The organism is uncultured Microbacterium sp. (assembly GCF_900078385.1).
Lineage (GTDB): Bacteria > Actinomycetota > Actinomycetes > Actinomycetales > Microbacteriaceae > Microbacterium.
In genome coordinates this window covers 411,398-431,738 of record NZ_FLQR01000001.1, presented here as the reverse complement: position 1 = coordinate 431,738, position 20,341 = coordinate 411,398, and the positions used below count along the sequence as shown (strand labels likewise).

14 protein-coding genes are annotated in these 20,341 nt (G+C 74.2%); 7 read left to right on the top strand and 7 right to left on the bottom strand.

Going from position 1 to position 20,341, the window contains the following annotated elements; genetic code table 11:
* Positions 1–32: 32 nt before the first annotated feature.
* Positions 33–1,157 (bottom strand): PDZ domain-containing protein, encoded by a 1,125-nt coding sequence (locus QZL85_RS02060; RefSeq protein WP_295572998.1) that lies wholly within the window; start codon positions 1,155–1,157, stop codon positions 33–35.
* Positions 1,158–1,283: 126 nt separating this feature from the next.
* On the opposite strand from QZL85_RS02060, the gene QZL85_RS02055 reads away from it, so the two are divergent.
* Positions 1,284–2,666, top strand: coding sequence for a zinc-dependent metalloprotease (locus QZL85_RS02055; RefSeq protein WP_295572996.1), 1,383 nt, complete (start codon positions 1,284–1,286; stop codon positions 2,664–2,666).
* Positions 2,667–3,461: 795 nt separating this feature from the next.
* On the opposite strand, the gene QZL85_RS02050 is transcribed toward QZL85_RS02055, so the two are convergent.
* Together QZL85_RS02050 and nudC are read right to left on the bottom strand one after the other, a co-directional pair.
* Entirely contained in the window at positions 3,462–5,174 is a 1,713-nt protein-coding gene (locus QZL85_RS02050) for an ATP-dependent helicase (RefSeq protein ID WP_295572993.1), read from the bottom strand.
* The gene (gene nudC / locus QZL85_RS02045) at positions 5,171–6,073 is read right to left on the bottom strand and encodes an NAD(+) diphosphatase (protein WP_295572991.1); all 903 of its coding nucleotides are present in this window, start codon (positions 6,071–6,073) and stop codon (positions 5,171–5,173) included. Before nudC ends, QZL85_RS02050 begins: the two co-directional genes overlap by 4 nt.
* 64 nt (positions 6,074–6,137) lie before the next feature.
* On the opposite strand from nudC, the gene QZL85_RS02040 reads away from it, so the two are divergent.
* Positions 6,138–7,424 (top strand): phosphotransferase, encoded by a 1,287-nt coding sequence (locus tag QZL85_RS02040; RefSeq protein WP_295572990.1) that lies wholly within the window; start codon positions 6,138–6,140, stop codon positions 7,422–7,424.
* A gap of 13 nt (positions 7,425–7,437) precedes the next feature.
* Here QZL85_RS02040 and QZL85_RS02035 read toward each other — a convergent pair whose 3' ends face one another.
* Both QZL85_RS02035 and QZL85_RS02030 read right to left on the bottom strand, forming a co-directional pair.
* Entirely contained in the window at positions 7,438–10,728 is a 3,291-nt protein-coding gene (locus QZL85_RS02035) for an ATP-dependent DNA helicase (RefSeq protein WP_295572987.1), read from the bottom strand.
* A complete protein-coding gene (locus tag QZL85_RS02030) occupies positions 10,725–13,865 on the bottom strand; it encodes an ATP-dependent DNA helicase (protein ID WP_295572985.1) in 3,141 nt (1,046 codons plus the stop codon). The genes QZL85_RS02035 and QZL85_RS02030 overlap by 4 nt, the downstream gene beginning before the upstream one ends.
* A gap of 136 nt (positions 13,866–14,001) precedes the next feature.
* Between QZL85_RS02030 and QZL85_RS02025 the strand changes: the two genes are divergently transcribed.
* Together QZL85_RS02025 and QZL85_RS02020 are read left to right on the top strand one after the other, a co-directional pair.
* Complete coding sequence (locus tag QZL85_RS02025; protein WP_028495273.1) at positions 14,002–14,226, top strand: DUF3107 domain-containing protein; 225 nt, start codon at positions 14,002–14,004, stop codon at positions 14,224–14,226.
* A gap of 1 nt (position 14,227) precedes the next feature.
* Positions 14,228–14,515 carry a hypothetical protein gene (locus tag QZL85_RS02020; RefSeq protein ID WP_295572983.1) on the top strand — a complete coding sequence of 96 codons (288 nt, stop codon included), beginning with the start codon at positions 14,228–14,230 and terminating at the stop codon, positions 14,513–14,515.
* A gap of 22 nt (positions 14,516–14,537) precedes the next feature.
* On the opposite strand, the gene QZL85_RS02015 is transcribed toward QZL85_RS02020, so the two are convergent.
* Positions 14,538–15,254 carry a ferritin-like fold-containing protein gene (locus QZL85_RS02015; protein ID WP_295572981.1) on the bottom strand — a complete coding sequence of 239 codons (717 nt, stop codon included), beginning with the start codon at positions 15,252–15,254 and terminating at the stop codon, positions 14,538–14,540.
* A 163-nt stretch (positions 15,255–15,417) separates the two neighbouring features.
* On the opposite strand from QZL85_RS02015, the gene QZL85_RS02010 reads away from it, so the two are divergent.
* On the top strand, positions 15,418–16,932 hold the full coding sequence (locus tag QZL85_RS02010) for a DEAD/DEAH box helicase (protein ID WP_295572980.1): 1,515 nt from the start codon (positions 15,418–15,420) through the stop codon (positions 16,930–16,932).
* An 18-nt stretch (positions 16,933–16,950) separates the two neighbouring features.
* Here the strand turns inward: QZL85_RS02010 and QZL85_RS02005 are convergent, their stop codons facing one another.
* Positions 16,951–17,817 (bottom strand): PHP domain-containing protein, encoded by an 867-nt coding sequence (locus QZL85_RS02005; RefSeq protein ID WP_295572978.1) that lies wholly within the window; start codon positions 17,815–17,817, stop codon positions 16,951–16,953.
* 52 nt (positions 17,818–17,869) lie between these two features.
* Here QZL85_RS02005 and QZL85_RS02000 point away from each other — a divergent pair, with 52 nt between their 5' ends.
* Positions 17,870–18,883, top strand: a complete 1,014-nt coding sequence (locus QZL85_RS02000; protein ID WP_295572976.1) for an endonuclease/exonuclease/phosphatase family protein — start codon at positions 17,870–17,872, stop codon at positions 18,881–18,883.
* A gap of 38 nt (positions 18,884–18,921) precedes the next feature.
* Positions 18,922–20,328 (top strand): aminopeptidase P family protein, encoded by a 1,407-nt coding sequence (locus QZL85_RS01995; RefSeq protein WP_295572972.1) that lies wholly within the window; start codon positions 18,922–18,924, stop codon positions 20,326–20,328.
* Positions 20,329–20,341: the final 13 nt, after the last annotated feature.

Genomic DNA, 20,341 nt, shown 5'->3' with positions numbered 1-20,341 from the left:
CCCGGAGTGCGGGCGCCGCGCCCGGCGAACGCTCAGCCGGCGTCGCAGGTGGGCAGCGCCGCGAGATCGCCGTCGTCGCGGATGGCCTCCAGGACGTCCTGCGCGTCGTCGAGCGTCGCGACCGCGAACACCCGCAGATCGGCCGGGACGTGCCCGACGACCTCGTCGCAGTTGTCGCTGGGGGCGAGGAACCACTCGGCCCCGGCGTCGCGCGCGCCGTAGAGCTTCTGCCGGATGCCGCCGATGGGCCCGACCGTGCCGGCCGCGTCGATCGTGCCGGTGCCGGCGACGTCCGCGCCGCCGTTGAGCTCGCCCGGGGTGAGGGTGTCGATGATCCCGAGGGCGAACATCATGCCGGCGCTCGGGCCGCCCACGTTGTTGAGCTGGATGGTCACGTCGATCGGGAAGTCGTAGTCGTGCAGCGTGCTCACGCCGATGAGCCAGCTCGTCTTGCCCTCGATCTCGCCCTCGCGCGGGGTGACCGACTCGGTCAGCTCCTCGCCGTCCCGCTCGATCGTGAGCTCGACGGGGGCGCCGTCACCGGCGTTGATGATCTTCCGGAGCGTCTCGGTGTCGGTGAGCGGCGTGCCCTCGGCGGCCCGGATGATGTCGTCGGGCTGGAGGATCCCCTGCGCTGCGGAGTCGTCCGTGAGGGAGTAGACGCGGACCATCGGGTTCACGTCGTAGCCGAGCTCCACGAGCGCCGCGGCCGTGGCCTCCTTCTGCGAGTCGACCATCTGCACGGCGCTCTGCTCGTTGCGCTCCTCGGTGGACTGGCCCTCCGGGAAGACCTCCTCGAGGGGCAGCACGGCGCGGGACGAGTCGAACCAGGCGGCGGCGAGCTCGAACCAGGACGGGGTCCGCTCGCGGTTGCCGACGACCTGGACGGTCAGCAGGTCCAGCGAGCCCGCGGTCGGGAAGGTCTCCGCGCCGTCGACGGAGATGAGCGGCACCTCGTCGCCGTCCGAGCCGGTCGCCGTCCCCAGCGTGTTGAAGACGGGGCCGGGTCGCTGGATGACGTAGGTGGTCGGCAGGACGGTGAGGGCGAGGAGCGCGATCAGGGCCACCGTGAGCGCCCAGATCCCGGCGGTCACCGAGCGCGCCATGCGCCGGCGCGGCGCGGGGGTGATCGTCACGTTCTCGTCGAACAGTGCCACGGGTGACCTTCCTGAGCCGGTCGTTCGCGGCCGGCGTAAGCGCGACGTCCCGCGCGCGGGCTGCGCGGCGAAGACCCCGACTAGCGTAGAGCGAGACGCCTGCTTCCTGCTGAAAGGCCCCTGCACATGGCTGAGGACGACCGCTCCCCCGAGGACGAATTCCAGGAGCTGCTGCGCAATCTCCTGGGTGGTCAGGGGGGCCTGGACCCCGAGCAGCTGGAGCGCCTCTCCGGTCTCGGGGTCGACCCGGCGATGCTGCAGCAGATGATGCGGCAGATGCAGGGCGCCTTCGCCTCCGGCGCCGACGGCATCGACTGGAACGCGGCGAAGACGCAGGCCCTGCACCTCGCCAACAAGGACGCCCTGAGCATCTCCGGCGGCGACCGGCAGGACTTCGACCAGGCCTTCGCGCTCGCGACCCTGTGGCTGAGCGAGGCCACCACGATCTCCGATCTCGGGGCGCCGCCGCGCGCGCTCACCCGCGGGCAGTGGGTGGAGGCGACGCTCCCGGTGTGGCAGGAGCTCGCCGAGCCGGTCGCCAACTCGATCGCCGACGCCATGACGGCGGCGATCGACGCGCAGACGCCCGAGGAGATGAAGGGCATCGTCGCGGGAGCCGGCCGGCTCATGCGGACCGTCGGCGGGTCGCTCTTCGCGGCGCAGCTCGGCGCCGTGATCGGCCGCCTCTCGCTCGAGGTGGTCTCCGGCGGCGACGTCGGCATCCCCGTCATGCCCGACGGCGAGGCGGCCATCCTGCCGCAGAACTTCGCGGACTTCGGTCGCGATCTCGAGATCGACGAGGAGCAGCTCGCGCTCTCGCTCGCGACCCGTGAACTCGCGCACGCGCGCCTGTTCCGTCACGCGCGCTGGCTGCGGCTGCACGTCATCTCGCAGGTGACGGACTTCGCCCGCGGCATCCACGTCGACATGGACGCGCTCGAGGAGCTCGCGTCGCGCTTCGACCCCTCCGCCCCCGAGGAGCTCAAGGCGGCGCTGGAGAGCGGCGCCCTGCTGCCGCAGCGCTCCGATTCCCAGACCACGGCCCTCACGCGCCTGGAGAACCTGCTCGCCACGATCGAGGGCTGGGTCGACGTCGTCACGACCGACGCGACGCAGCGCCTCCCCGCGGCCGACCGCATCGCCGAGGCCGTGCGTCGCCGGCGCGCCGTCGGCGGTCCCGCGGAGCAGGCGATGGGGTCCCTCGTCGGCCTCGAGCTGCGCCCGCGTCGCCTCCGCGAGGCCGCGGCGATGTGGCGTGCCGTCACGGATGCCGTCGGCACCGAGGTGCGCGACAGCCTGTGGGACTACCCCGACCTCATGCCGACCGCCGAGGACATCGACGACCCCGCCGCCCTGGTCGCCCGGCTGCAGGCGCGCGCGCGAGGCGAGGAGCCGGTCCGGGACGCCTTCGACGACGCGCTGGATGCGCTGCTGGACGAAGCGGCCGCGGAGCGCGACGGGGACGCGGACTCCGGCGACCCCGCACCCGAGGACCCCCGCCCGGTCTGAGCCCGGCGTCTCCTCCCCACCCCGCCCTGGAACGCGGCGGACCGAGCGCACTGTGGAGGGCCGGCGCGCGGCGGCGCCGCCGCGCGCACAATCGGGACATGCTGCGCCTCGCCCCCTCGCACCCCCCGCTGTGGCGGAGCCCCTCCAGCATCCAGCTGGGCCCCGAGGCCGTCGCCCGCGTCGACGACGTCGCGGTGTGGCAGGAGCGGCTCCTCGACGCGCTCGTCGACGGCATCCCGGATGCCATGCTGCTGCCGCTCGCGGCGAGCTTCGGCGCGTCGGCGGGTGACGCCACCGCCTTCGTCCGCCGGATCTCCGGGGCGCTCGGGCGCGCACCGGAGGCCCCGCCGCGGGTGCGCGTCGAGGTGCCCGCCGAGCTCGGGCACGCCGAGACGACGACCCTGCTCGCGGGACTGCGCGGCGGCGGGCTCGACGTCGCCGGCTGCACGGCGTGGCCCGTCGACGCCGCCGCGTCGCGCCTCCCCGTCGTCGCGGTCGCGCATCGGCTGCTCGATCCCCTCCGCGCCGCGCGGCTCGTCGCGGCGGACACGCCGCACGTCCCGATCGAACTCTGCGGAGACCGCGTGACGATCGGCCCGCTCGTGGTCCCGGGCGTGACCGCCTGCCTCGCGTGCCTGCACGCCCACCGTCGCGCGGCCGATCCGACCTGGCCGCTCGTGGCGGCCCAGCTGCTGTCCCGGGGGGCCGTGCCCACCGAGCCCGCCCTGCTCCTGGAGGCCGCGCTGCTGGCGGCCCGGCTCGTGGCGGGCGGCGTCCTGGGGGCGTCGGTGGCCCTCAGCGCCGGGAGCGTGCGCCGGACGTGGCGCGCCCATCGACCGCACGCAGCGTGCCTGTGCCGATCTCCCGCAGGAAGCGCGACGGCTGACGCTCGCGATGACCGCTCGTCCGCGCCCACGACAGCGACAGCGTTCGCGCGGCCCGCGTGACCCCGACGTAGGCGAGGCGACGCTCCTCGTCGACCTGCTCGAAGGTCGTCGCGTAGGAGATCGGCAGGAGCCCCTCGGCGAGGCCGACGAGGTGGACGTGGTCCCACTCGAGACCCTTCGCGGCGTGCAGGGTCGCGAGCGTGACGGTGCGCATGGACGGCTCGTGCTGGTCCTTGGCCCGGGCCGTGAGGGTGTCGGTGAAGCTCCGGAGCGTCGTGCCCTCCGGCGCCTCCTCCGCGAGCCGCAGCAGCGCGGCGCGGGCCTCCCACGCATCACGGAGCGCACCGCCCGCGGGCGGCGGGTCATCCGTGAGCCCCAGCGAGCGCAGCACGTCGCGGACGGCCGCGACGAACGTCGTCTCGACCGGCGCGACCGACGCGCCGCGGAGGGCCAGCAGGCCTTGGCGCACCTCGGGGAGGTCGAAGAAGCGCTTGCCGCCGAGCACCGTCGCCGACACGCCCCGCGATGCGAGCGCCGCGAGCAGCGGCGCGGACTGCGCGTTGGCGCGGTACAGCACGGCGATGCGCCGGGGATCGACGCCCGCTGCGGTCTGCGCGGCGACGGCGGCGGCGACCCCGTCGGCCTCCGCGGCGTCGTCATCGTAGCCGCGGACCTCCGGCGCCGGTCCCGGCGGGGCGCCGGAGACGAGCTCCAGCGCGCCGGGACGTCCGCGCATGAGCTCGTTGGCGACGGCGAGCACGGCGGCATCCGACCGATAGTTGCGCTCGAGCCGCACGACGTGCGCGTCGTCGTGCCGGTCGGCGAACTCGAGGAGGTACCGCGGGTCGGCGCCCGCGAACGAGTAGACCGTCTGGCTGGCGTCGCCCACCGCGCAGATGTCCTGCCGCTCCCCGAGCCAGAGCTCGAGGAGGCGGTGCTGCAGCGGCGAGATGTCCTGGAACTCGTCGACGGTGAAGTGCCGATACTGCTCGTGCACGGCGGCCTGCACGCGGGGCTCGGACTCCAGCATCCCGGCGCACGCGAGGAGGACATCCTCGAAGTCCAGCTGACGACGCTGGTCCTTGAGCTTCTCGTACGCGCGCTGCAGGTCCACGAGGGCGCCGAGCTCGACGCGGCCGAGCCCCTGGGGCCGCGCCACCGCGTCCTGCTCGATCGTGCGCATCGTCACCTTGCGCGACTCGATGCGGCTCGCGACGTCGCGCAGGGTCGCGCCGTCCAGCCGCAGCCTCAGCGCGTCGGCGGCCTGGCCGAGGAGGCGCACCTTGTTGTCGACGATGCTGGGCGCCGTGTCGCCGGCGACCTGCGGCCAGAAGAAGTTCAGCTGCGCGAGCGCCGCCGCGTGGAACGTGCGCGCGGCGACGCCCTCGACGCCGAGCGCGCGAAGGCGCCCGCGCATCTCCCCGGCCGCCTTCGCCGTGAAGGTCACCGCCATGACGCGGCCCGGCGAGTACGCACCGGTGTCGACGCCGTGCGCGATGCGGTGGGTGATGACGCGGGTCTTGCCGGTGCCGGCACCCGCGAGGACGCACACAGGCCCGCGGAGGACGGATGCCGCCTCCCGCTGTCGTTCGTCGAGCCCCTCGAGAGCGCGATCGCTCATCCGGCATGCCAATCGAGGATGAGGCGGTGCGCGATGGACGCGGTGCCCGGCAGCCCGAAGTCGGCGGCGCCGCGCAGCGCCGCGCCGATCTCATCGCGGGTGAACCAGCGCACGTCGACGATCTCCTCGCCGTCCGCGCGCGCGGCGGCGTCGTTGACGACGGTCGCATGGAAGCCGAGCATGAGCGAGCGGGGGTAGGGCCACGCCTGCGAGCCGAGGTAGCGCAGTCCCGTGAGGGTGACGCCGGCCTCCTCGAAGACCTCCCGCCCGACGGCGGATTCGAGCGACTCCCCCGCCTCGACGAAGCCGGCGAACGTCGAGTAGCGGTTCTGCGCCGCCCACATCGCGTTCTTGCCCAGCAGGATGCGGTCGCCGTCGGCGCTCAGGACCGCGACGATGACGGCGGGATCGGTGCGCGGGAAGTGCTCGCGCCCGCACGCCGGGCATGTGCGCGCCCAGCCCGCCGAGCGGATGACGGTGCGCGTGCCGCACGCCGGACAGAACGGGGCGTCGAGCAGCCAGCGCCCGAGGCTCAGCGCCTCGACGAAGGCGCCCGCGTCGGCCGCGGGCAGCTCTCCGCCGATGACCCGCAGCGACTCCCATGCCTCGTCGTCGACGGGGGCAGGGTCACCTGCCGCGGTCGCCGCGACGAGGACGGGAGCGCCGGCGTCGTCGCGGCCGAGGAAGGCCCACTCCGCACCGCCGCGCACCTCCGCGGGGCCGACGTAGTGCAGCGCGGCGCCGCGGACGGGCGCCCGGTCGCCGTGCACGACGAGCACGCGGGTGTCCGCCGCCGCGCGCAGCCGGGCGACGAGTCCGTCCTCGAGCCGCTCATCGGCGGCCCGGTCCAGGCTCGCCCGAGCCAGAGCGGGCGGCGGAAAAGCCTCCTGCGACGTCATCGAGGACCTTCCTTGCCGGGCGTGGCGCGTGGGCGCCGGGGCGTGCCCCGCCTACCCTGGGGGCATGGCACGCTCACCCCTCACTCTAGCCGCGTCGGTGACGTCCGCCCTCCCCCGGATCGGGGTCGTGAGGGTCGGCGCGCTCACCGAAGGCTCGTCGGGACGCTACGACAGTGCCGTGGCCACGCTCGACGACGGCCGCCGCGTCGTGGTGCGCGTTCCGGTGGACGTCGACGCCGACGGCGACCTGCGGGCCGAGGCGCGGGCCTTGCGCGCCCTGTCGGCCGGCGTCCGCGGCGTCCTGCCCTTCCACGCCCCCGATGTGCTGGGCGAGACGACGGTGGACGGCATGCACGCCCTCGTCCAGACCATGCTGCCCGGCTACCGCGTCGACGCGGCGCACATCCCCGCCGGCCCCGGCGTCGCGACCGCGATCGGCCTGGCGCTGGCCGCCGTCCACGACCTCCCGGTCACCGTCGTCCGCGACGCGGGTCTCGCGGTCCTCACCTCGACCCAGGTGCGCGACGAGGCCGAGCGCCTGCTCGACCGCGCGGAGGCCACCGGCCGCCTGCCGTTCGGGCTGCTGCGCCGCTGGAGCACCGCGATCGGCGCGGACGCGCTGTGGCGGTTCGAGACCACCGTCGTGCTGGGCGGCGTCGAACCGGCGTCCTTCGTCCTCGAGGACGACGAGGACGGCGTCCCCGCCGTCACGGGACTCCTCACCTGGGGCGGGCTGAGCGCGGGCGACCCCGCGGTCGACCTCCGCTGGCTCGCGTCGGCGACGGCCGGTCGTGCGGACGTCCTGGACGCCTACACGCACGCCTCGCACCGCGCCCCCGACGCCCTCATCGCCGAGCGCGCGCGCCTGCACGCCGAACTGGAGTTCGCGAAGTGGCTCGTGCACGGCCACACCGTCGGCGCCGACTCGGTCGTCGACGACGCCGTCGCGCTGCTGGAGGCGCTCGCGGAGAACGTGCGCGACGAGCCGCCGCTGACGCAGGCCCGCGTGACGGTCGACGACGCGTTCGCAGCGATCCGCCGCGTCCCGGATGCGTCCGGCGACGTGGACACGTCGATGCACACCGACACCTACGATGCCCGCACGATGTCGGCGTTCGCTGCGGACGACGAAGACGGCGACGCGGACGACGAGGAGCAGGTCGACCTCGAGACCGTCCCGATCGAGCTGTCCGACTGGTCGCCGCAGCGTGCGGCCGCGGAGACCGGCGACGCGACCCGCGTAGACGCTGCCCGCACGGCGGAGGCGCGTCCGGCGGAGTCCGAGGACGACGGCGACGACCCGGACGCCGCGGCGCGCAACGCCCTGCGACGCTGGACCGGCACCGCCTGAGCGCCCGCCCCGATCAGCCGCGCAGCACGAGGTCGTCCGCGACGTAGTAGAGCGCGACGTCGATCTCCTCCACCGGGACACCGTGCTTCGCGTGGTACGCGCGCCGGTACAGCTCGAGCTGGATCATCCGCTCGCGGCGCTCCTGCGGCGTCCGCGGCGGCCGGCCGGTCTTCCAGTCGACGATCTCGATCCGGCCGTCCGCCCGGCGGTAGACGGCATCCAGCTTGCAGATGATGACGTGCGGCCGCCCGTCGCCGAGGGCGTCCGGGTCGGCGAAGTCGATCTCGGTCTCCACCTCGATCGGCTGCAGCGACGCCCACTCCGATCCCAGGAAGTTCGCGATGAGCCCGTCGAGCGCCGCGGCGTCGGGATGCGCGCCCCCCGGGGCCTCCTCGTCCCCCTCCCACAGCGCGTCGTCGAGGGACGCTCCGAGTCCCGTGAGGCCGGAGCGCTGCTCCACCCACGCGTGGAAGAGCGTGCCGAGCCGCGTCTGGCGGTACGGGCGCTCCGGCAGCGGCCGGGTCGACGCGGCGACGGCGGCGGCGTAGTCGGTCGCGAAGTCCTTGAACCGCGACGCGGGGATGCGGGTGGGCGCGCGCCCGGCGGTCCCGGCGGCGCGGGCGGCGCGCTCGGCGAGCAGGAGCTCGAGGTCTCGCGAGGGCTCCGCGGCGGGCCCGGCCTGCGCGTCGGCGACGACCGCGGCGGCGCGCTCCACTCCGGGGCGGCGCGCGCCGAGGGCGTCCAGGGGCCACTGCAGCAGGCGCCGCTCCCCCTCGAAGGGGTTCTCGCCCGCCTCGATCTCCGGCAGCGGCGCGCCGAGCGCCGCGGCGATCTCGCGCAGGAACGGACTCGCGTCGCGCGGCTTCTTCGTCCCCGACCAGCTCGAGGCGGTCAGCAGCAGGTGGTCGCGCGCCCTCGTGACGGCGACGTACGCGAGGCGGCGCTCCTCCTCCACCTGGCGCGCGCGGTTCTGCGCCGCGAAGTCCGCGAGGGCGTCCTTCAGGTGCTGCTGCGTCGGGGAGTCGTGCGCCTCCCAGGCCAGTCGCGGCAGCCAGCGGGCATCGCCGCGGAAGGCGTAGGGCAGGACGCCGAAGCCGAGCCATCCCTGCGTGTCCTTCGCGCGGGTGGGCAGCTCGTCCTCGACGAACCGCACGACGGCGACGGCATCCCACTCCAGTCCCTTGCTGCCGTGGATGGTGAGCAGCTGCACGACATCGTCCTCGGGCGGCTCGGTGCGCGGGGCGAACTCGTCGAGGCGCTCGGCATGGTCGAGCCAGGCGAGCAGGCTCGTGAGCGACCCGTTCTCATCGGTCGCGAGGAACCCGTGCAGCTCGTCGACGAAGGCCCGCAGCTGGTCGCCGGCGATCCGGGCGGGGCCACGCGCCTCGTTCGCGGCGAGCTCGACGTCCAGGCGCAGCTCCAGCTCGATGAGCCGGACGAGCTCGGGGATCGGCATCCCGGCGGCGCGGCGGAGCCCCGCGAAGACGGCGCCCGCCTCCCGGAGGCGCTCGCGCGCCGCCGGAGTGAGTTCGGCGAGCCAGCCGTGGTCGGCGCCATGGCGCAGCACGAAGTCGAGTGCGTCGATGAGGGAGCCCTCCTCGTCGCCGGCCGACGCCCGCATCCGTTCGGCGATCTCGGGCTCGAGGGGCTGCAGCGCGGCGTCGTGCCGCGCGATGCGCCGCCCGAGCTGGGCCAGCGCGCGCAGGTCGGCGAGGCCGATCGCCCAGCGGGGGCCGGCGAGGAGACGCAGGAGCGCCGACCCCGCGCGCGGGTCGCTGATGACCCGCAGCGCCGCGACGACGTCGACGACCTCGGGTGTGCTCAGGAGGCCGCCGAGGCCCAGGATCCGGTGCGGGATCGCCAGCCGGCCGAGCGCGTCGCCGAAGCGGACCATGTGCTTCTTGCTGCGGAAGAGGATCGCGCCGGTCGTCGCCTCGCCGCTGCGCTGCGCGCGGATGTCGGCGAACCACGCCGCGACCCGGTCGGCCTCGGCGTCGATGTCGGCCTCGACGGCGATGTCCACGCGGCCGCGGGGTGCGCCGGGGCGAGGCCGGAGCGCCTCGACGGGGACCGGCGAGGAGTCGGCGAGGGGCGCGAGGACCGCCGCCGCGGCGGTGAGGACCTCGTCGCTGTTGCGCCAGCTCGTCATGAGCGAGAACCGCGCGCTCGTCCCGCCCGAGGAGAAGGCGGCGGCGAAGTCTCCGAGGTTGCCGGCGCTCGCCCCGCGCCACCCGTAGATCGACTGATGCGGGTCGCCGACGGCCATGACGGCGGTGTCACGGAACGCGGTGCCGAGGAGGTCGGTCTGCACGACCGAGGTGTCCTGGTACTCGTCGAGCAGGACCACGCGGTACCGGTCGCGGAGGTCGTCGCGCACGGCGGCGTGCCCGCGGACGACATCCACGGCCCCGGCGACCTGGTCGGAGAAGTCGATGACGCCGAGGCGGCGCTTCTGCGCGGCGTACTCGCGGGCGAGGTCGACCAGGACGGCCAACCCGCCGACCGCGGTCGCGGCCTTGGCGACGTCGGCGTAGACGCTCACACGGGCCGACGTCGATTCCCGCTCGCACACGGTGGCGAACCGGGCCGGGAACGCCGCGACCTCGTCGAGGTCGACGAGGTTGTCGGTCGCGTCGCGCGCGATCCGCAGTGCGGCGTCGATGACGGTCCGCAGCGCCTCCTCCCGGTCCTCCAGACGCGGGTCGTCGGAGTCGAGCACGACGCGGCGCATGAGCAGCCAGGCGGCGGATTCGCTCAGGACCGCGACCTCGGCGTCGCGGCCGACGCGGACGGCGTTCTCCCGCACGATCTGGTCGGCGAACGCGTTGTAGGTCGCGACCGTGGGCCGGTGCAGGAGCGCGTCGGCATCGGGCGCCGCGGGCGCGTGGCCGCCCAGCTCATCGAGGGCGAGGCGGCGCGACGACGCGCCGGCTCCGGCGCGCTCGAGGCGGGCGAAGACCTCGAGCCGTCCGGTCGCGTGCAGGTCGGGCAGGAGCGGCAGGAGCCCCCGCGCCTCGAACTCGGCGAGGCGCTGCAGCCGCAGGTGGATGCGCTCGGCGAGCTCCCCCGCGGCCTTCCGGGTGAAGGTGAGGCCCAGCACCTGGTCGCGGCGGACGAGGCCGTTGGCGACGAGCCACACGACGCGTCCCGCCATCGTCTCGGTCTTCCCGCTTCCCGCCCCCGCGACGACGAGCGCGGGATCCAGGGGCGCCGCGATGACCCGGGCCTGCTCCGCCGTCGGCGGGAACTGTCCGAGCGCGGCGGCGATCGTCTCCGGCGAGAGTGTGCGGGAAGAGGCCGTCACGAGCTGCTCACCGCCCCGATCGTGTGGATGCGGCACAGCCCGTAGGAGTGATCGTCACGGCAGTGCTCCTCGTACGGCGCCGCGAAGGTCGTGCCGCGCATGACGCGGACGGCATCCTGCACCCTGCCGAGGAACGCCGCGCGGGTCTCGTCGGTGAACGGCGCCTGCCGCGGCTCCGCATAGTCCTTCTTCGTCGCCGTGGGACGCAGCACGAGCAGCTTCGCGCCGCCGCCGGGGTGGCCGGCGGCCTCCGGGATCGCACCGGACTCGAAGGCGAGCTGGTACGCCGCGAGCTGCGGGTGGTCGCCGACCTTCTCGTCGGTCTGCGGCTCGCGCTTGCCGGTCTTGAGGTCCACGATCACGACGTCGCCGTCGCCGGTGAGCTCCACGCGGTCGATGTAGCCGCTGAGGATGGCGCCGTGCGGGGCGCCCTCGTCGACCGGGATCGGGATCTCGAAGTGCGGCTCGACGCCGAGGAGGCGCCCGCCGGAGGCCTCGAAGCGGCGCAGGTACACGGCCAGGCGGCGGACGAGGTCTCTGGCGCGCGTGCGCTCGGCGCGGTCGCGCCACGCGGACTCGAAGTCCAGCTCGCCCCAGCGCGCCTCCACGACGGCCCACAGCGACTCCTCGTCGATGCCCTCGGCGTGCTCGAGGGCGGCGTGCACGATCGTCCCGAGGCCCGCCACCGCGCCGCCGCTGTCGCCGCCGAGGTCGCCGATCACCCAGTTGAGCTCGCACTCGTCGAGCGTGTGCAGGCGGGACGGCGACACGCGCACGTCCTCGCGTTCGAGGTCTCGCAACGGCGCCGTGGAGGTCGGTGGCCGGATGCCGAACCATTCGGCCGGGTCGGCGCCGGAGACGCCCGCGGCGGCCAGGAGCGCGAGCTGGCCCGCGGCGTGGGCCTGTGCCGCGCTGCTCGCGCGCGGCTCGGTGAGGAGGCGGCGGTGCTGGGCGACGAGGCCGCGCAGCGACAGCGGATGCTCGGGCCCGACGCCGTCTGCCGGGGGCAGCAGCTCGAACAGCGCGCTGGGCCCCGTGTCGTCGTCGTCGACGGCCGTGATGACCAGGAGGGACCGGGCGCGGGAGATCGCCCGGGCGAAGAGCCGCAGCTCGTCGTGGAGCACGCCCCGCCGGCGGTCGACGGCATCCGCGTCGCCCGACGCCGACAGCCGCCACGTCTCGAGAAGGCTCCCGCGCGCGCGCAGGTTCGGCCACACGCCGTCCTGCACACCGGCCACGACGACCGTGTCGAACTCGGTTCCGAGCGCCGCGGCGGGGGTCAGCACCTGCACGACTCCGTCGGGGGCGGGGCCGCCCAAGCGGTCCTCGGCGACGTCGGAGTCGAGGATGCCGCGGAGGAACGTCAGGGGCGCCGTGCCGTCGGCCCGCTCGCCGTGCCGTTTGGCGGCCTGGAACAGCGCGACGACGGCATCGAGCTCGCGGCCCGCCTGCTCCGCGAGCGGACCGTGCCCCGCGGCGGCGGCCTGCCACGTCCGCTGCCCGTCGAGGCTCTCCCACGCCGTCCACAGGAGCTCGTGGGCCGTCGCCTCGGCGGCGAGCTGCGCGCGGAGCGCCGCGATGGCCGTGCCGATGCGCGCGGCGCGGCGCGCCTCGCGCGTGTCGACGAGGGCGAACTCGGCGGGGTGGGCGAGCGCGGATGCCAGCAGGGCCGCCCCGGTCGGCTCTGCGGCGCCGGGGACGCCATCCTCCTCCGCCGCCTGCCGCAGGGTCTGATGACGCAGCGCCGTCCGCAGCCGGCGGAGCTCGACGGGATCGAGCCCCGCGCCGCGCAGCGCGTCGCCGACCTCGTCGTTCGTCCACTCCGCGCTCTCCCGCGCGGCGAGCAGCACGATCCGCAGCAGGTCGCGGACGGCGCGGGCGCCGGCCAGCGGCGCCCCCTGCCCGGTCGCGCGTGTGGGGACCTCGCGCGCCGCGAGCTCGGCCTCGAGGGTCAGCACCTGCCGCGTGTCGTGCGCGATGACGACGCACTCCGACCACGGAACGCCGCCGTGCACATGCCGTTCGCGGAGGAGCCGGGCGATGGCGTCGTGCTCCTCCGCCGGTGAGCGCAGGGCCAGCGCCCGCACCGTGCCGTCCGGTGCCGCCGCCGTGGGGCGCTGGCGGTGCGCGACGATCCCCGCCGCGCCGATCCGCGAGGTGACCTCGGCGGTCAGGTCCCGCTGCGGGGCCGTGCCGCGGTGCACCGCCGGCAGGACGTGCACGGGGCCGGATGCCGCGAGCCGGGCGAAGTTCTCCGGCGTCGCGCCGCGGAAGGCGCCGGACCCGACGTCGGGGTCGCCGAACGCGAGCACGGCGACGCCCCGGGCGCGGCACGCCTCGAGCAGCTCGACGCCGCCGAAAGTCAGCTCCTGGGCGTCGTCGACGAGGACCGCGCGGAGCTGCGCGAACGCGCCCTGTGCGGCCTGGCCCTGCCGGACGAGTCCCACGGCCTCGCGGACGAGCCCGGCCGCGTCGCGGTGCGCGCCGCGCATGTCGGCGCGGACACGGTGGTACTCCCGGGCGAACGAGGCCATCGACGCCCAGACCGGACGCTCCTCCGCGGCGGCCCGCGCCGCGAGGCCGGCCGGCTCGATGCCGAGCGTCGTGCACTCGGCGAGGAACGCCCGCACCTCGGTGCGGAAGCCCCGGGTCGCGCGGACCTCGGCGGGCAGCCACTCCGGCCAGCGGGACGGCCCCGCCGCCTCGTCCTCGGCGTCGCCGGCGAGGAGGTCGGCCACGAGCTGATCCTCGTCGGGCCCCGTGAGCAGCTGCGGCGGCTCCGCCGCAGTACGGACCGCCTCGGCGCGCACGAGCTGATAGGCGAAGGCCGCGACGGAGCGGGCGAGCGGACCCGTCGTCGCGACGCCGACCGCGAGGGCGAGGCGGTCGCGCAGCGACGTGGCCGCCTGCCGCGTCGGAGTGAGCACGAGGAGCGCCTCGGGCGGCATCCCGTCGGCGACGAGACGCGCGACACGGTCGACGATCGTGCGGGTCTTGCCCGTGCCCGGGGCGCCCACGACGACGCCGGACGCGTCGGAGGGAAGCATCAGCACGCTGCGCTGCGCTGCGTCCACCATGAGGTCGCCCGTCAGGTCGCCCGCGGTGTCGCCGGGGGCGGGGAACGGCGGATGACCCATGCCCTTCACGCTAGCGGCCGTCGCGGACACCGTTCGCCGACAGCGTTCAGGCAGCGCCCCGCCGCGCGTCGACCCCCGTTCGCCGTGTCGTAGCATCGAGATGCGCCCGCCCTGCGGGCCGGAAAGGCAGTCATCCGTGGACATCCGCATCGGCATCACGAACACCGCACGAGAGCTCAACTTCGAGTCCGACCAGTCGGCCGACATCCTGAAGAAGACCGTCGCCGACGCGTTCGCCGAGGGCGCGGCCATCGTGACCTTCGCCGACACCAAGGGCAACAGCTACGTCGTCCCGACGGCCGGCATCGCCTTCATCGAGATCGGGACCGAGGAGTCCCGCCGCATCGGCTTCGTGGCCTGACGTGCTGATCCTGCTGGCCTTCATCTTCGGGGCCGTGTACGGGGCGGTGCTGCACTTCACGATGCGCGGCCGCGCCTCCCGCGGGGTCGCGGTCGCCCCCGCCCTCGGCGCGCTGGTCGCCGGGGCGGTTTACTCCGTCCTCACGTGGGCGGGTCTGGCGGACACCCCGTGGATCTGGCTGGGCGCCCTCGCGGTGCCGGTCGTCGTCGTGCCCCTCGTGCTGGGCGTCCTGGCGACGCGGCGCACCGCGCACGACGCGCGCGAGCGCACCCGCCTCCGCCTGACCTGAGCGCCCGGGGCGGCCCCGCGCGTCAGGCGTCGAGGCCCATCTGCGCCATGCGGCGGGAATGGGCGGCCAGCAGGTCGGTGAACACCGGCTCGACCTTCTTCTCCTCCGCGGCGTCCAGCGACACCGGGCGCAGTGCCGCACGGGCGATGAGCAGCGTGTCGCCGACGAGCCGTCGACCCCACATGCTCAGGAGCGACTTCCACTCGGCATCCGCCGCGAGTGCGGCCGTGACGATCTCCACGATCGTCTGCCGGTCATCGTCCCCGCGGAGGATGCCGGCGACCCGGCTTCCCGTCGAGCCGTAGCTCGCCGAGAGGGCGAGGTAGAAGTCGTCGAGCATGCCGGCGGTGATGTGGACCGACAGCATCGTCTCCAGCTGGCGCGCGCCGTGCGTCGCGCGGCGGAAGGCGTCCAGCGGCTCCCGGAACGGCAGCATGAGGCCGAGCGGGTCGTCGCCGCGGTCGCGGATGAGGCGGACGAGCTCCCGGTGCTTGATGAGGGCGGCGCCGGCCGCAAGGGACAGCGACTCCTTCTGGGAGAGCTCCGGCGTCGGGGCGATCAGCTCGCTGAGGGTCTCGAAGTAGCCGAGCTGCAGGTACGCGGCCTGCCCGAGGAAGGTGTCGATGTCCGGCGCGAGCTCTTCGAAGTCGACGCGGCGGACATCCCCGTAGTCCCCCCGGGAGCGCACCTTCAACGTGCGTGCGGCGGGCGAGCTGCGCTGCCAGAACCAGGTGACCACGCCCCCAGCCTAGAGCCGAGGGAACCGGCAGCCGGGATGCCGGGGTGCGCTCGGGTAGTCTGGTCAGGTCCCGGCGACGGATCGGGATCACCGCGCCTGTGGCTGAGTAAAGGGCGTGGACCCTCTCACCCCGGCGGCTCTCACCGCCAGACAGGCTTTCATCGTGACGACTTTCACCGATCTCGGAGTCGATCAGGACATCGTCGACGCGCTCGCCGCCAAGGGCATCGTCGACTCGTTCCCCATCCAGGAGCAGACGATCCCGCTGGGCCTTCCCGGCCAGGACATCATCGGGCAGGCCAAGACCGGCACCGGCAAGACCTTCGGGTTCGGCATCCCGGTCGTCCAGCGCCTGGGCCCGAACCCCGAGCACGGCGTCAAGGCGCTCATCGTCGTCCCCACGCGCGAGCTCGCCGTCCAGGTCTACGAGGACATGGACATGCTCACCTCGAACCGCTCCACGAGCGTCGTCGCCATCTACGGCGGCAAGGCGTACGAGGGGCAGATCGACCAGCTGAAGGCCGGCGCGCAGATCGTCGTCGGCACGCCGGGTCGCCTCATCGACCTGGCCAACCAGCGCCTCCTCGACCTCTCCCACGCGACCCAGGTGGTCCTGGACGAGGCCGACAAGATGCTCGACCTCGGCTTCCTCCCCGACATCGAGAAGATCTTCTCCAAGCTTCCGCCCGTCCGGCACACGCAGCTGTTCTCGGCGACGATGCCCGGACCCATCGTCGCGCTCGCGCGCCGGTTCATGTCCAACCCGATCCACATCCGCGCGACCGACCCCGATGAGGGGCTCACGCAGGCGAACATCAAGCACCTCGTCTACCGCGCGCACTCGATGGACAAGGACGAGGTCATCGCCCGCATCCTGCAGGCCGAAGGCCGCGGCAAGACCGTCGTCTTCACGCGCACCAAGCGCGCCGCGCAGAAGCTCGTCGACGAGCTGAACGACCGCGGCTTCAACGCCGGCGCCGTGCACGGCGACATGAGCCAGGAGGCGCGCGAGCGTTCGATGGCCGGGTTCAAGGCCGGCAAGAAGGACGTCCTCATCGCGACCGACGTCGCCGCGCGCGGCATCGACGTCGACGACGTCACCCACGTCATCAACCACACCATCCCCGACGACGACCACGCGTACCTGCACCGCGCGGGCCGCACCGGCCGCGCCGGCAAGACCGGCATCGCCGTGACGTTCGTCGACTGGGACGACATGCACAAGTGGGCGCTCATCAATCGCGCCCTCGAGTTCGGCCAGCCCGAGCCGGTCGAGACGTACTCGTCGAGCCCGCACCTCTACGAGGACCTCGACATCCCGGCCGGCACGAAGGGCCGCGTCGCGACGGCCCCGAAGACGCAGGCCGTCCGCACGCAGCAGCCCGCCCGCGCGGCGGAGGTCGCCGAGGGCGACACGACCGAGGGCGGCACGCGCCGTCGTCGCCGTCGCCGCACCGGCGAGGACCGCGTCGGCGCGACCTTCGCCGACGGCGCGGAGGGTGCCGGGACATCGGCCGCCGGTCACTCCGACGGCGGCGCCGAGTCGCGTGACGCCGACGGCGCCGGCACGCACGACGGCGCCGGTCGTGAGCACCACGACGGCAAGCCGGCACCGGCCCGCCGTCGCCGTCGCCGCCGCGGCGGCTCCGGCGCCGGCGCTCCCGTCACGGGCGCCTGAGCCGAGCGCCCGCGCAGATCACGGGTAGACGGGCTCGCTGCCCGTCGCCCGCGCGATGATGCGGGCGACCATGTCGGGGCTCGTGGTGTTCTCCCCCGGCACGTTCGGCTTGCCGAGCCCGTGGTAGTCGCTCGAGCCGGTCGCGATGAGATCGCGGCGCCGCACGAGGCGCTCCAGCGTCCCGAGCGCGGGCTCCACGTTCTCGCGGTGCCCCAGCTCGAAGCCCGCGAGGTCGGCCTCCAGCATCCGCGTCACCAGCCGGTCCGGGAGGAGCCCCGCGCGCCCCGCGGGGTGCGCGATGATCGGCACGCCGCCGGCGTCCGCGATCGCCGCGACCGCCGTCACGGGGTCGGGGGCATACAGGGCGACGTAGTAGTCGCTGTGCGGGCTCAGGATGCCGGCGAACGCCTCGCCCCGGTCGCGCACGACCCCCTTCTGCACGAGCGCGTCCGCGATGTGCGGACGGCCGACGGTCGCACCGACCGCCGTCTGCGCCACGATGTCCTCCCACTGCAGGTCGTAGTCGCGCCCGATCCGGTCCGCCATCGTCCGTGCCCGCGTGACCCGCGATGACCGGATGCGGTCGGTGAGGGCGCGCAGGCCCGCATCGTCCGGATCGAAGAGGTAGCCGAGCACGTGCACGCTCCGCCACTCGTACTTCGCGGAGAGCTCCATGCCGGGCAGAAGCGTCATGCCGAGGGAGGATGCCGCCTCGGCGGCCTCCGTCCACCCCGACGTCGTGTCGTGGTCGGTGAGGGCGACGGTGCGGAGGCCGTGCCGGTGCGCGGCGGCCATGACCATGGCGGGCGGTTCGGTGCCGTCGGAATGGTCCGAATGCAGGTGCAGATCGGCCACTGCCCCGGGTCCGTCTGCACGCGCCGCCATGGTCAGAGAGTAGCGCCGAGAACTCCCAGCCTGCTGTCATAGAGTCGCCGACGTGCTGCGTCTGCTGGGGATCCTCGTCACCATCCTGGTGGCGATCGCGAGCGCCGTCGTGACGTGGCCGCAGTTCTTCCGGCTCGAGCGCACGTTCCCGATCGCCCAGGCGGTCTCTCTCCGCGGCGTCGTGGTCCTCGCCTTCCTGACGCTGCTCCTCCTGGCCCTCCTGCTGTGCCTCATCCGCCCGCTCCGCGCCTTCGCGGCATCCCTCGCGGTCATCGCCCTCCTCGCGGCCGCCGCCAACGCGGGGACCCTCGCGGTGCGCGGGCTCGGCACCGACACGCTCCCCACCAAGACGGCATCCGCCGTGCGGGTCATGACCTGGAACACCGCCGGCGAGGCGACCGATCCGGAGCTGATCGCCCGGACCGCCGTCGCGATGCAGACCGACATCGTCGCGCTGCCGGAGACGACGATCGAGACCGGCGAGCAGGTCGCGATCGCGATGCGCGAGATGGGGCGGCCGATGTGGGCCATCGACGAGGACTACCAGGGGTGGGACGCCAACTCCACGACGCTGCTGATCTCCCCCGACCTCGGCGAGTACGCCGTCGTCGAATCCAACGCCGCCGGCACCACGAACACCTCGACGGTGCCGAGCGTCGTCGCGATGCCCGTCGACGGGACGGGGCCGGTCGTCGTGGCGGTGCACGCGGTCGCGCCGCGGCGGAGCTACATGGCCGACTGGCGCGGCGACCTCCGGTGGCTCGCGGACCAGTGCGCCGCGGACAGCGTCATCATGGCCGGCGACTTCAACGCGACGGTGGACAACATGGGGCGACTGGGCCTGGACGGGGCCACGCTCGGCCGGTGCCACGATGCCGCGGCCGCCACCGGGAACGGCGCCGTCGGCACGTGGTCGAGCGCGTACCCCGCCCTCCTCGGCACCCCCATCGACCACGTCATGACGACCGACGCGTGGCGCGCCACGGGCTCGGTCGTGCTGCGCTCCCTCGACGGCGCCGCCGGCGACCACCGTCCGCTCGTGGTCCAGCTCGAACCGGCCGACTGAGGGGCGACGCCGCGCCGCGACGGTGCGAGACTGGTCTCATGAGCACGAGCGACAGCGACACGATCGCCGCGACCGAGGCGTCCGCGACCACCAACCGCAAGCAGCCCTTCCCGCAGGGCTTCCTCGACACGATCTCCACGGGGTGGGCCGAGCGACCGGGGCACCATCCCCCGCAGCGTGAGGCCGCGCCCTACGCCGCGGCGCGGCGCGAGGTCGTGTCCGCGGCTTTCCCGGGCCGCCGCCTCGTGTTCCCCGCGGGGTCGTACAAGCAGCGCTCGAACGACACCGACTACCCGTTCCGCGCGCACTCGGCCTTCTCGCACCTGACCGGTTGGGCCGGCGACACCGTGCCCGATTCCGTGCTGGTGTTCGAACCGACCGCGACGGGTCACGACGTCACGCTCTACCTGCGGGAACGCGCCGACCGGACGACGGCGGAGTTCTACGGTGACGCGTCGATCGGCGAGTTCTGGATCGGCCCGCGTCCGGCGCTGGCCGGCGTCGCCGCCGAAGTGGGCGTCGCGACCGCGCACATCGACGCTTTCGCGCACGTCGAAGGCGAACTGGTCCTCGACGAGGACGCCGACCTGACGCGGTTCGTGTCGGAGATGCGGCTCGTGAAGGACGAGTACGAGATCGCGCAGATGCGCCTCGCCGTCGAGGTGACGGCCCGCGGGTTCGACGACATCGTCGCCGACCTGCCGCGCATCATCGACACGCCGCGCGGGGAGCGGGCCGTCGAGGGCGTCTTCCACCTGCGCGCCCGCACCGACGGCAACGGCGAGGGCTACGACACGATCGCCGCGTCCGGGCCGCACGCCTGCTACCTGCACTGGACCCGCAACGACGGGGCCGTCGTCCCCGGTGACCTCATCCTCATCGACGCCGGCGTCGAGATGGACAGCCTCTACACCGCCGACATCACGCGGACCCTGCCGGTCTCCGGCACGTTCACCGACATCCAGCGGAAGATCTACGAGACGGTCCGCGAAGCGGCCGACGCCGCGCTGGCCGCCGCCCATCCGGGCGTGAAGTTCCGCGCCGTGCACGAGGCCGCCATGGCGGTCATCGCGCAGCGGACCGCGGAGTGGGGCCTGCTGCCGGTCACGGCCGACGAGGCGCTGGATGCCGACAACGGCGGGCAGCATCGCCGGTACATGGTCCACGGCACGAGCCACCACCTCGGCCTCGACGTGCACGACTGCGCGCAGGCGCGACGGGAGATGTACTACGACGGTCTCCTCGAGCCCGGGATGGTGTTCACGATCGAGCCGGGGCTGTACTTCCAGATCGACGACCTCACGGTCCCCGAGGAGTACCGCGGCATCGGCGTCCGCATCGAAGACGACATCCTCATGACGGCGGACGGCCCCGTGAACCTCTCGGCGGACATCCCGCGGACGGCGGACGAGGTCGAGGCCTGGATCGCGCGTCGCGCGCAGTGACGGATTTCACTCC

Excerpts from the sequence above, each read along its gene's own strand:
- nudC (WP_295572991.1), bottom strand. The coding sequence starts at position 6,073 with ATGACGTCGCAGGAGGCTTTTCCGCCGCCCGCTCTGGCTCGGGCGAGC.
- QZL85_RS02050 (WP_295572993.1), bottom strand. The coding sequence starts at position 5,174 with ATGAGCGATCGCGCTCTCGAGGGGCTCGACGAACGACAGCGGGAGGCG.
- QZL85_RS02005 (WP_295572978.1), bottom strand. The coding sequence starts at position 17,817 with ATGGCGGCGCGTGCAGACGGACCCGGGGCAGTGGCCGATCTGCACCTG.
- QZL85_RS02055 (WP_295572996.1), top strand. The coding sequence starts at position 1,284 with ATGGCTGAGGACGACCGCTCCCCCGAGGACGAATTCCAGGAGCTGCTG.
- QZL85_RS02030 (WP_295572985.1), bottom strand. The coding sequence starts at position 13,865 with ATGGGTCATCCGCCGTTCCCCGCCCCCGGCGACACCGCGGGCGACCTG.
- QZL85_RS02040 (WP_295572990.1), top strand. The coding sequence starts at position 6,138 with ATGGCACGCTCACCCCTCACTCTAGCCGCGTCGGTGACGTCCGCCCTC.
- QZL85_RS01995 (WP_295572972.1), top strand. The coding sequence starts at position 18,922 with ATGAGCACGAGCGACAGCGACACGATCGCCGCGACCGAGGCGTCCGCG.